The sequence below is a fragment of the Mangrovibacterium diazotrophicum genome (assembly GCF_003610535.1).
GTDB lineage: Bacteria > Bacteroidota > Bacteroidia > Bacteroidales > Prolixibacteraceae > Mangrovibacterium > Mangrovibacterium diazotrophicum.
In genome coordinates this window covers 20,498-32,948 of the sequence record NZ_RAPN01000004.1, presented here as the reverse complement: position 1 = coordinate 32,948, position 12,451 = coordinate 20,498, and the positions used below count along the sequence as shown (strand labels likewise).

Genomic DNA, 12,451 nt, shown 5'->3' with positions numbered 1-12,451 from the left:
ATCAATTCACTATGACTGCGTCACAAAATACCTTCATCAACGATCAAATCATAAACGACATTCTCGAGAAATACGCAAAACCGGATGTCGCTCAAATACAGGAAGTGCTGGCAAAAGCACGCGAGATGAAAGGACTCTCACTGGAAGATGTTGCTGTTTTGATGGGAATCAGCGAGCCCAAACAGCTTGCAGAACTGTTCGAAACTGCGAACCACATCAAAGACACCATCTACGGCAAACGTCTGGTGATGTTCGCCCCGCTTTACATCACAAACCTCTGCGCCAACGAATGTACCTACTGTGCCTTCCGGGTAAAGAATAAGGCTATTGTTCGGCGTGCACTGAACCAGCAAGAGATTAAACGCGAAACCGAGGCTTTGATTAAGCAAGGACACAAACGGGTACTGCTGGTAGCCGGAGAAAGTTATCCAAAGCAAGGTTTTCAATATGTGCTCGATTCGGTTCGTTCAGTTTATGAAGCAAACTTCAACGACGACAACATCCGCCGCGTGAATGTGAATGTGGCTCCGCTGACTTTGGACGAATTTAAAGCGTTAAAGGCTGAAAAGATCGGGACCTACCAGCTGTTCCAGGAAACCTACCACCGCGACACTTATAAAACGGTGCATGTTGGCGGTAAAAAAATGGACTACGACTGGCGTGTGAGCGCAATGCACCGGGCCATGGAAGCGGGTATCGACGATGTTGGTATTGGCGTTTTATTCGGATTGAACGACTACCGCTACGAGATGCTGGCGATGATGCAACACATCAAGGAACTGGAAAATGTTTTCGGCGTTGGACCTCACACGATCAGCGTGCCACGAATGGAACCAGCTACCGGTTCTGATATGTCGATCGCTCCGCCTTCACCAGTTTCCGATGATAATTTCCGCCGGATCGTGGCTATTTTACGCTGCGCCGTTCCTTACACCGGCATCATCATGTCCACCCGTGAAAGTGGGCAAATGCGCCGTGACACCTTTGCTTTGGGGGTTTCTCAAATTTCAGCGGGAAGCCGCACCAATCCGGGCGGTTACGAAGAAGAAGACGATATTTCCGGCCAATTCAGCTTAGGCGATCACCGCCCGATGGACGAAGTTATTCGCGATGTGGCCCAAATGGGCTACGTCCCCTCCTTCTGCACCGGCTGTTATCGTTTGGGACGCACCGGCCAGGATTTTATGGACCTGGCCAAACCCGGAGCCATCAAAGCACACTGTGGACCGAACGCATTGAGTAGTTTTATGGAGTACCTCAACCATTACGCATCGCCGGAAACCTATAAAATTGGTGTCGAACTGGTGGAACGTACCATTGCTGAGCTGGAAGGACTTCCGGCAGAACGGGCTCGTAAACTCGTCGACCGTGTGAACAACGGACAATCCGATGTTTATTGCTAGTTCTGGTTGCCGGTTACTGGTTACTGGTTGCCGGAACTTGAAACTCAAAACTAGAAACTTGGAATTTGGAACTTAAAAACATGAAACTTCAAACTCCCCTCACCCGAACCGAACACGATTTTCTGGGCGAACTGGAAATCCCGGCAGATGCTCTTTACGGCATTCACACGGCGCGGGCGCTTGAAAACTTTCAATTAAGCGGACGCTCGTTAAACCCGGCTTTGGTAAAAGCTTACGGTTGGGTGAAACTCGCTTGCACCCAAATCAACCGCGAACTGGGTTACTTTCCGGAATCGGCAAAAGCCGATGCGATCGAACAAGCTTGTCGTGAATTGGCAGAGGGAAGTTTAAACGAATGGATCAAAGTTGACGCGTTACAGGGCGGAGCCGGCACCTCAACCAATATGAATGTCAATGAGGTAATTGCCAACCGGGCGCTCCAAATCCTGGGTAAAGCCTTGGGCAGCTACGAGATTATTTCGCCGCTGGATGATATAAACCTGCACCAGTCGACCAACGACACCTACCCGACTGCCTTGAAACTGGCTGCGATATTGGAACTGCGAAATCTGGAGCAGGCTGTTCTGGAATTGCAGGAAGACTTTCAGCAAAAAGAAAAAGAATTTGCCGATGTCGTCAAAATAGGGCGCACTCAACTACAGGATGCCGTGCTCACAACGCTGGGCCGGGAAATGGCAGCCTACGCAGAAGCCTTTAACCGTGATCGCTGGCGGATTTATAAATGCGAGGAACGACTGCGTGTGGTCAACCTGGGAGGAACTGCCATTGGTAGCGGACTGGGTGCACCGCGTCAATTTATTTTCCGGGCAACCGATCGCCTGCGCGAATTGACGAACACTTCACTGGCTCGGGCCGAAAACCTGATGGAATGCACACAAAACACAGATGTGTTTGTCGAAGTATCCGGGATTTTGAAAGCCTGTGCCTCCAACCTGTTCAAGGTATCGAATGACTTGCGTTTGCTTTCAAGCGGCCCTGACGGCGGTTTGGGTGAAATCAACTTGCCTGCCATGCAAGCGGGATCATCCATTATGCCGGGAAAAATCAACCCGGTTATTCCGGAAAGTGTTGCTCAGGCTGCCATGCAGGTAATCGCAAACGACCAACTGCTCACCCAAGCTTGTATGAATGGCAACCTGGAACTAAACCAGTTTATGCCTGTTGTCGCTGATTCACTGCTCTGCAGTTTACAACTTCTGCTAAAAGCAGCCTCAATGCTTCGCCTTAAATGCGTAACCGGAATAACTGCAAACCGTGAAAAGTGCCGGAAGCAGGTTCTCAATTCAACAGCTGCTATTACTGCTCTCATTCCCAGTTTGGGCTACGAAAAATGCTCTGCTATCGCAGAGCAAGCAACTAAACAAAATTTATCGATACGGGAACTCGTTTTGCAGCAACACCTAATGGATGAGCAAGCCTTTGAGCAATTAATCTGTCCTGAAGCAGTCAATAAATTAGGCTTTTAGAACCATCCTATTTTTACCGAAAATCTCTAAAATTTTGTTAACGCTATTTCTATTTAGAATAATTCTCAATAAATTGTCGAAGTTATAAATCCTAAAATTGAATGAAATGAAAAAATTGGTATTCATGATGGCGATCGTCTTTGCTTGTGGAGTTACTTTCGCTGCCCCTGTTCAAACAACTGACGAAAAACCAAAGACAGAAAAAGCAGAGAAAAAAGAAGGTTGCTGCAGCGAGAAAAAATCATGCTGTGAAAAATCAAAAAGCTGCGACAAAAAAGCAGAGAAAGCTGAAAAAACTGAAAAAACAGAGAAGGAATAATAATTCCTCCGTTCAGATAAAAGAAGCCGGAATTTCCGGCTTTTTTTATGCGCTATTAAAATAACATAAAAATATTTCTTATAACCCTAGACTATTGAATCTTACAAGAAACAGTCAACTATAATTCATTAAAACTCCCTTTTCATCCCTACTTTCACCCTCGATACAACTCCCATATAATACTCAAAATCAACACTTTTTAACAATATTAAGTTATTCCTAATCCCTATTAAAAGACCACCACATCCGGAATAATTTATCAAGATCTCCTATAATTTTGCCGTATTACAAATTTCAAATTTTATACATATGAAAAGGTTGATTTTCATCCTAGCGATTTTTATTATGGCCAGTGGTTCAACATTTGCTGCAACGTTAAGCGGCCAGGATAACACGAAACCAAAAACAGAACAAACGGATAAGAAAGACAAAAAAGAAGAAAAGAAAGAAGCCAAAAAGAAAAAGAAAGAAGACAAAGAGGCTGAAAAAACAAAAACCAAAGCAACTGATGCCAAGAAAGCAGAACAAAAACCAGAAGTAAAAGAAAAAAAATAGCGGAATAACACCGCGACAAAGAAAAGCCGGAAGTCCGGCTTTTTTTTATGCAAATTCCCGAAACACATTAAAGTCCGGAAGACATCCAATCAACAACTCCTCAATACCATGGCCTGTTTAGCCAAATGAAAAACAGTCTGGCTCGAAATCTCCAAATTAAACATCTCTGAAAATTTCGTGTTAGAAAGAGAAATCCGACTTAAAATCAAAAATTTAGCTGGTAGATGAATAAATTTACAGATACAAGCAATCGCAAAATGGCAAAACTGATCAAAAAGAAAAAACACGAAATAGGGCTTTCTCCGGATGAGTTGATTTTTCGGGGTACAAAAAAAACTGAAAAAGTACTGCTACGGATTATTGATTTTGACGCCAATTCGCTGATCGAAGAAGTTGTCAAGAAAGTAAAGGATATTGTTGAATTTCAATACAAAGACACGGTCACCTGGATCAATATTGATGGGCTGCACAATACAGAGATCATGCAAGAGCTTGCAACAACCTTCAATTTTGATTCGATGGTCATGGCAGAAGTGATGAATACGGATGCCCGTCCCCGAGTGATTGAATACGACAATTGCGCACTGATTACCATCAAAATGTTGAGTCAGGAGGGAAACTCGGGCGATACAATTGTGGAAAACCTGAGTTTAATCCTAACAGAATCAGTCCTGATCTCCTTCCAGGAACGCCGCGGAGACATTTTTGAACCTGTTCGCGAACGCATCCGGAAACAGAAAAAACGAATCCGCAATGGTGGCACTGATTACCTGACCTTTGCGCTACTCGACATCGTGATCGACAACTATTTATACGTGCTAAGCCTACTGGGCGAAAAAGTGGAAAAGCTGGAAGAGAACTTGTTAGTCAATCCGGGAAAGGATGTTATCAACCAAATAAACAGTTACAAACGTGAATTAAACTTCTTAAGGAAAAGCATCAAGCCCGCAAAAGAGATGATTTTTTCGCTCGCCAAAATGGATTCCGAATTGATAACTGAAGCCACGGATGTGCACTTTAAAGAATTGCAGGACAATATCAGCCAGGCCAGCGATGTGTCCGATGGTTATCGGGATATCTTGTCTGACCAACTAAATATCTACCATACAACCATCAGTAGCAAACTGAATGACATCATGAAATTCCTGACTGTATTCTCAGTCATTTTCATCCCACTGACTTTTATTGCCGGGATTTATGGAACCAACTTTGAATACGTGCCTGAACTTGGTTACAAATACAGCTACTTCATCATGTGGATTGTGATGATAGCTGTTGCAATCGGGATGTTGATATTTTTCAAAAGGAAAAAGTGGTTTTAAAGCTTGGTCCATCCTTCTAATTTATTTCCACTAAACCTGGCTTTTCATTCTATAATTTGCGATTGACTTAAAAACCGAAAGTTACGATATCGTCAAGCATTCGGGACTGAAAACACATCCACGCGAGAATACATCTAACTTACAGCCCAATCCAATGCAGACATATTTGCATTTGGGATCCAATACTAATTGACAACAGCCGAACGGCAACTTAAACTCATAGAATGAAAAATGAAAGCTTGTGTTCTGTCGAAGAATTCAATGAACCCGGGAAAAAGGTTTTTGAAATTGAAGGCCTGGAGATATTATTGATTCATGCAGATGGTGAATACTTTGCAGTGGACAATATCTGTCCCCATGCGAAAACCCGACTGATTAGCGGGCGAGTAGAAGACGGAACGCTGACCTGTTCGAACCACGGCGCTTGTTTCGACCTGAAAAACGGTTCAATTCGACTCGACCGGGTCGATGAGGATTTGCTGGAGCAAATTGATGTTGACAATCTTCCGTTTGGCCCGCTGAAAACCTATCCCTTACATATTGAAAACGGGATGATCGTTGTCCAACTTTAGATATCGGCCTACTTAAATTGATTCCATGCGAAAAGCTTTGTATTTTCGCAACAAAATTATCCGCATGAAGTCACCCAAATCCTTTCGTCTGCATATTGGTTTATTCGGCCAACGTAATGTCGGAAAGTCGTCCCTGTTGAATGCGTTGACTAACCAGGAAGTTTCAATTGTTTCGGATATTGCCGGAACAACAACCGACCCTGTTGAAAAACCGATGGAACTGCTTCCGCTCGGCCCGGTGCTGTTTATCGATACGGCTGGGGTTGACGACGAAGGCGCTTTGGGCGAGCAACGTATCCGGAAAACCATGGCCGTGATCGACCGCACCGATCTGGCGATTGTGGTTTCAAACGCTGAGGTTTGGGGAAGCTTTGAAGAAAAACTGATTGACCAGTTCCGCGAACGAGAAATTCCGGTTTTGATCGTCTTCAACAAAACCGATCTGTACCCTTCGCGGTCGTGCATGGTCAATAGTTTGGCCGGCGAAAAGCTGAAATGTGTGGAAACATCAGCAGCAACAGGCCAAGGCATTTCCGACCTGCGCGAGGCCATCTTAAAATCCGCGCCCGATGATTTTATCAACCGACCAGCTATTGTCAGCGATTTGGTTGGCCCCGGCGAAATGGCCATCCTGGTTGTTCCAATTGACAAAGAAGCTCCGAAAGGACGCCTGATTCTTCCGCAAGTGCAAAGTATTCGGGATCTTTTGGACGGCGATTCATTTTGCATGGTGGTGAAAGAACGCGAACTGCGGGAGGGCCTCAACCGATTAAACACGCCCCCAAAACTAGTTGTTACCGACAGCCAGGCTTTTTTGAAAGTCGCAGCCGACACACCACCCAATATACCGCTGACCAGCTTTTCCATCCTGTTTGCCCGTCATCAGGGAGATTTGGCAGAAATGGTTCGGGGAGCGACAGCTATTGACAGCCTGAAAGCTGGCGATAAAGTGCTGATTGCCGAAGCATGCTCGCACCACCCAATTGGAGAAGATATTGGCACAGTGAAAATTCCGCGGTGGCTGACTCAATACGTGGGCGGGAAATTGCAATTCGACAATGTGCGGGGACGTGATTTTCCGGAAAACATTGCCGACTACAAACTAATTATCCACTGCGGAGCCTGCATGTGGAACCGCCGCGAGATGCTTTCGCGCATCATGAAAGCCCGCCAGTTGAACATCCCGATTACCAATTACGGATTGACAATTGCCTACTCGCTCGGTATTTTTGAACGTGCCTTGCAGCCATTCCCTGCAGCACTGGAAGTTTACCGAGAAAGCCTGAACCCGGTCCAACGCTAGTTAGCCGCGGCCATTCGTTCTTTTAAAATTTCAAGCTCATTTTCGTAGTAGGACAGGTCAAATTCATCCGACTCCAAGCCTTTTCGGATTTCGAGTGCAGTTTCATAATTAAAGAGAGCCGCATCGAAATTAGGTCGTCGCAACGAACTGTACATCAATCCCAAATTCGCGTAGAAAATAGGTCGGTTGGGTGCCAGTTGAATCGCTTCCTGATAATATGGGATGGCATCAGCTACCCGTAAATCCCGGAACAACAAATTACCCAGCAGGTTGTAAAAAGTTGCCAATTCCTGCGTTTCATTTTGACTGACTTCATTGGCATCAAACTCCAGAAAGAATTCGCTCAGTTTCCCGCACCGTTGGGCACTATCCGCCCAGTAGCCCATGTAATAGGCCAGCGAGTACTCATCCTTATCAATCTGGCGCCTCAACCTGGCAGCTTCACCGTAAAATTTAAACGATTCAGAATAATTTGGCGGATCCAGACTTTGAAATACTAATCCCCGGTTAGCCCAGAAAATAGGTCGAGTCGGGAAAAGGCCGATCGCTTTGTCGTACCAGCGGCCAGCGGTCTCAAAATCGTTGCTCTGGTAGTAAAGATTACCAACCTGATTGCACACACTGGCTTTTTCATCGGCAGTAAACGCGGTTGTTTCTTCATGTTCAAATTGACCCACAAACTCATCCATCCTTCCGCAACGGAATGAACTGTCGGCCAAATATTCGTAAAAGTAATTCAAGCTAAAATCATCCGTTTCCAATTTTTTCCGAACCTCTACCGCTTGCTGATATTGCTGAGCCGCCCGTTCATATTCCGGCGGATTCGAACTCGAATACATCAATCCCAGGTTTGCATAGAAAATAGGACGACTAGGATTGAGCTCAATCGCTCTTCTGTAAAAGTCAATGGCCTCCTGCACCCGGTTTTCGTTATAGTAAAGGTTCCCGATACGGTTATGAATATTGGCCTTTTCCGCGTTCGGCAGCCATCCCGGCGACTCCGCTTCCAACTCGTTTATAAAGGCGTCCATCCGCCCGCACTTAAACATCGACTCGGCCAGAGACTCGTAATAATATGCCAGATCGTAATCATCCTTCTCGATCAGTTTCCTCAACTGAATCGCCTCCCGATAATTTTCAATCGACGATTCGCAATCCGGCGGCGTAAGGCCGGCATACATGAGTCCCAGGTTGGCATGAAAAATCGGCCAATTGGGATAGACAGAGATCGCCAGATCGTAGTATGGTATCGCTCCGTTTGGATCAGACTCGCGGAAAATAAGATTACCGATGCGGTTGAAAAGTTTGGCGACCGCCAGCTCGTCGCTTAAAAAAGGCGAAGCTTCTGCCAAGCCGGGCTCAAGCTGCGCCAGTTTATTCGTGTGAAAAAGCGACTCGGTCCATCCTTCAAAATAAAACTCCATTGAATATTCATCGTCCTGCTCGCTCTTGCGGGTTTCAATTGCCATCTCATAATACTTCAAAGCCATCTTGTGATCTGCTGGCTCCATTTTCGAGTACATGAGCCCCAGGTTATTCTGGTAAATTGGCTTTTGCGGATCCAGCTCAATTGCCTTTTGGTAATATGGAATGGCATCCGTAATCTTGGCTTCATCATACAGAATTATCCCGAGTCGATTGTAAATTTTCGCGATTGCCGGCTTGCGATCGTCACTGTAATTCTCCACCTCAATCGCATTAACAAACCGAATAAGCTCTGCCGATTTCAGCTCTTCATTAGCCAGTAAATCGAGCACTTCCAAACTAACACCGGTACTCAATGCTTGTCTCAAACAATTGATATAGGCATCTTTCGACAAATAATAACGGGCGTAATAATTCAGATACTCGAAATTAATCTTGTCCTGAGCCAAGGAAAACAAGGTAAACGATTTAAGAACAACGTCGCAATGATCGATCACCGACTCGAACAATAAACTCGCTTTTCCTCGCTGCTGAACCATAAAGCGTCGTCGGCTCAGGTCGTAGCGGTTTTTACAATTAATCGTAAATACACAGTCGTCATTCTCCGACTTATCCACGACACAGTCGTGATCTTTTTCTACCGCCATGCCCAAACGCCGCATCATTTTTTCCAGTTCATCCGGAATTTGATTCTGCTTCAGTTCGTCAGCCAACCCCAAAGCAAAGTTCCCATTTGCACTCAATAGTTGGTACAACTCCGCTTCGTGTTTTTTCGAATCCGCAATACTATACAACAAATCGCGTTTCAACAGGAAAATATCAAAATCCTCGGGGTAATAGTAATCCAACAAATGATTGAACAACGAATTGATGGCACCGTATTCCTCCTTCTTAAATTCAGTGTTGAAATACTGGCAGGCCGTGGTGTACAATTTCAACGAGCGGGCATCCATTTCGTTTAGCTTGCCCCATTGAATATCCTTCGCCAGCAGATTCTGAATTGCAGCCGAACTAAAATCCCCCAACCTCAAGCCATCGTAAAGTGCATCGTAGCTGGTGGACTCTATGGTCTTCCATACCACCACTTCAATCTTTTTATCGATAACCTCCATCATTCGGGTACATTGGCTTTCGCGCGAAATCAACTCGTCGTACGAGAGTTCCGGCTTTTGTTTCATCTCCGATTTTCTTTCGGCTGTAACATTTTGTTGCTGCTGTAAATTCGTCTTTTGCGAACCTTTTAATAAGCCGCCCGAAGACTGTAATTTATCAGTACCCGAGGCCTGAAACTGAAACGGTGTCTTGGACTGTACCGATTTATAGCCCTTGATCTTGTCGCGGTATCCCTGTCGCTCAGTGACCAAATCCTGCCTCGTTCGTTTTAAAATCTCGAAATAGGATACGAGTCCTTCCATCCAGTTCGGGTAATTTTCAATTACTTCCGTTGAGATTTCCAGCAACTCCCGAATGTATTCCGAGTCAATATCTTCCTGTTCGATCTGACTAAGCAGAGGCTTCTGGTAAAGCAGAGCCAGCGACTTGTTGTATTTGGCCAAAATATTGTCGGCATGCAGTTGGATCGCCTCTTCAAACAAAATGACCGCCTTATTCAGCTCTGTCCGGTCACCGTACCGCCGGAAATAATTGAGAGCCGCATTGCCAATGTCATTCAATACAAAACTCGACACCAGGGTGAACAGCTTTTCCGAGCCTTGCTGACTAATCACCACATAATCGCCTTTCATTGTCAGCAGGTATTCCTCCTCCTTGGCCAATGGCATCAGATCGTCACTCTTCGATCGAACTTTCCATTGGTCGGATTTCTTCGTTTTCGTAATTTCCACGGGCCCCGAAAACAAGCCCGTATGATGAAGTTGGGCTGTCAGTTCATCGGTTTTCATTTCCTGCAGTGCCTCGTGCCATTGGCCTTTATCATCATGCAGCTGCAGCAAATGGTTGGTCGCCTGTTTTCTGAAAAAGTCAAAGCCATTTTTGTAATCATCAAAGCGCTTCAACAAACCAGGCGTAATATATTCGTAAAAGGAAATGTTGATGACTGAGTTGTCGTACATAAAATAGGCCCCGAGGTTGGGGCTCGACGTGATGGCCTGACTATAGAAATCGTAGCTGCGGGTCATGAAGCCTTTTTCAGCATAAACCCGTGCCAGCCCATACCACAAAATGCCAACGAAAGTTTCGCTGACCAAGGCTTTCACTTCAATGCCTTCCTCAAACTTTCGCCTCGCCTTATTCAAATCCTTGAGCACCCACAAAATATAGCCCTGTGCTGCCAGGGCCGCAATATTTCCGGGATTGATTTTCAACACCTTGTCATACTCATCCAAAACCAACATCGCCCGATCCTTGTCGGTCGCGCCCTCTTTGCGGAACCTCATTTCGCTCCAGAATGCCAGGTCGTATTGCGCAATTTGGAACGCGGGATCCTTTTCGCTGGCCTGACGAAACAGCAGAATCGCTTTATCAATATTGGGCTCAACATAGCCTTCGGCCAGTATAAACAACACACTCTCGTTACTCAAATCGGGCGCTAGCGAACGGGCATTGTCCAGTTTTTCGCGAGCTGCAATAAATGAGTTCAATAAAGTATCGGACAACGCATGTACGACATAGGCGTTGAATAGAATTTCCCGGGTTTCGTCGAACTGCTTCTTCGAAGTTTTAAAGAACAACTTCCGGAACCAATTATCCGCGGGATAAGAAAGGTAAGCCAGGTTGAAAAAGGTTTTCTGATCATCAGAGAAATCGCGGCTGTCCCGATTCTTCGCAACGGTAAAAATGACGAGTTCAAGCAGATTAACTACTCGTTTCATGTTTTGCCGGATCTCGAAAATGGGATTCGACGAGCGTCCGGAAAGCGTCGCAATCCGCTTTTTATAAATCAAACACAAGGAGTGCCCGATGCGAATGCGCGCGTAATGGTGCAGGAAATGAATCAACCAACTTCGCAGGGGAGTAATCTTAAACAGAAGGTTAAAGAAATTAATCCGGAATGACGAAGCGCTTTTCTTCATCGCTTTTTCGTAGAGACCTATCGCGCTGTCGAAAGCGTTGATCGTGTTTGATGCTGCCATATCCTGTGCTTCCTGAAACAAAGCATTTTCCTGTAAAAACGAGGTCGGAAAAAGTTTGATTTTATTGTCGATGTCCTGCTTGATGCGCGCATAAATTTCCGTCGTCACCCGGGAATACACGCGCTCCAGCAGCTGGTTATACTCCCGGGCATCGAGCACGTCGGGCGTTTCGTCGGTTGTTAACGAAAACCGCACCGACTGCGCCAGGGTCGCCGGCGCCTCTAAATTCCCAATCTGGATATAGGGCATGATGTGGATGATCCAATCCCCGTTCTCCCTGTCTTCCCGCACCGAGTAACTTCCGAAGATCCGCACATGCGACGACTTTCGGGTATCGGTCAGTTGCTTTGTTTTGTCGTCGTTTTCCCGATGGTCCTTCAGAATCGAAAACCGTTTAATACGTTTGTTGATCAGTTCGGTGAGGTCATGACTGAGTAACTTCAGCCGATCCAGCTTCTTCAGTTCAAACCCATCGGTGACCGTATCAATTTTCTGAAATTCCTCAACATAAAATGTGTATCGGAAAGGCTCCTTGGTGGCTTTCAACAAAAAACTGGTCCGGCGAAAAATGAAGTAGATAACCAAAAAAAAGACAACGAACAACAGCAAAATGTAGTTGAAAGGGCTGACAAAATACGATCTGAGATCGACCTCTCCACCACCCGCGAGAATTTCTTTTAAAATGGGCCACAACAGAATCAGTGCCTGCCCGATAGCCGTAATCAATGCGAGTGTTCCGGCTATTTTACCGTTCTGCTTCCGGTTCAACAGGTTTTCCTCGATCGATTTAAACTGCTCCACTCCCCCCGCAGAGAAAAGATCAGAAATATTCATACAATGAGATTTAAGTCCGTAATAAAAGGCGAATCACTGATCTCATGTACGCAGGGACACAAAAAAAGATATAAAAGTATTTTTACTTAAGCAGCGAAGAATTGGAATAAACGAAACTACTAATTGACAGAAAGATAGA

The 12,451-nt window shown here is 45.4% G+C and carries 8 protein-coding genes; 7 read left to right on the top strand and 1 reads right to left on the bottom strand.

Going from position 1 to position 12,451, the window contains the following annotated elements:
* The first annotated feature begins 11 nt into the window (after positions 1-11).
* From hydG to hydF, 7 genes are all read left to right on the top strand, one after another.
* Complete coding sequence (gene hydG / locus BC643_RS19795) at positions 12-1,403, top strand: [FeFe] hydrogenase H-cluster radical SAM maturase HydG (protein WP_120275024.1); 1,392 nt, start codon at positions 12-14, stop codon at positions 1,401-1,403.
* A gap of 80 nt (positions 1,404-1,483) precedes the next feature.
* Entirely contained in the window at positions 1,484-2,890 is a 1,407-nt protein-coding gene (locus BC643_RS19790; RefSeq protein ID WP_120275023.1) for an aspartate ammonia-lyase, read from the top strand.
* 106 nt (positions 2,891-2,996) lie between these two features.
* Complete coding sequence (locus BC643_RS19785) at positions 2,997-3,209, top strand: hypothetical protein (protein ID WP_120275022.1); 213 nt, start codon at positions 2,997-2,999, stop codon at positions 3,207-3,209.
* Between the two features lie 309 nt (positions 3,210-3,518).
* Entirely contained in the window at positions 3,519-3,764 is a 246-nt protein-coding gene (locus tag BC643_RS23430) for a hypothetical protein (RefSeq protein ID WP_170154635.1), read from the top strand.
* Between the two features lie 224 nt (positions 3,765-3,988).
* Positions 3,989-5,086 carry a magnesium/cobalt transporter CorA gene (corA, locus tag BC643_RS19780; protein ID WP_211338154.1) on the top strand — a complete coding sequence of 366 codons (1,098 nt, stop codon included), beginning with the start codon at positions 3,989-3,991 and terminating at the stop codon, positions 5,084-5,086.
* A gap of 224 nt (positions 5,087-5,310) precedes the next feature.
* The gene (locus BC643_RS19775; RefSeq protein ID WP_120275021.1) at positions 5,311-5,658 is read left to right on the top strand and encodes a Rieske (2Fe-2S) protein; all 348 of its coding nucleotides are present in this window, start codon (positions 5,311-5,313) and stop codon (positions 5,656-5,658) included.
* A 64-nt stretch (positions 5,659-5,722) separates the two neighbouring features.
* Entirely contained in the window at positions 5,723-6,961 is a 1,239-nt protein-coding gene (gene hydF / locus BC643_RS19770) for a [FeFe] hydrogenase H-cluster maturation GTPase HydF (protein ID WP_120275250.1), read from the top strand.
* Here the strand turns inward: hydF and BC643_RS19765 are convergent.
* A complete protein-coding gene (locus BC643_RS19765) occupies positions 6,958-12,312 on the bottom strand; it encodes a tetratricopeptide repeat protein (RefSeq protein WP_120275020.1) in 5,355 nt (1,784 codons plus the stop codon). The two genes, hydF and BC643_RS19765, sit on opposite strands and share 4 nt — an antisense overlap.
* Positions 12,313-12,451 lie beyond the last annotated feature (139 nt).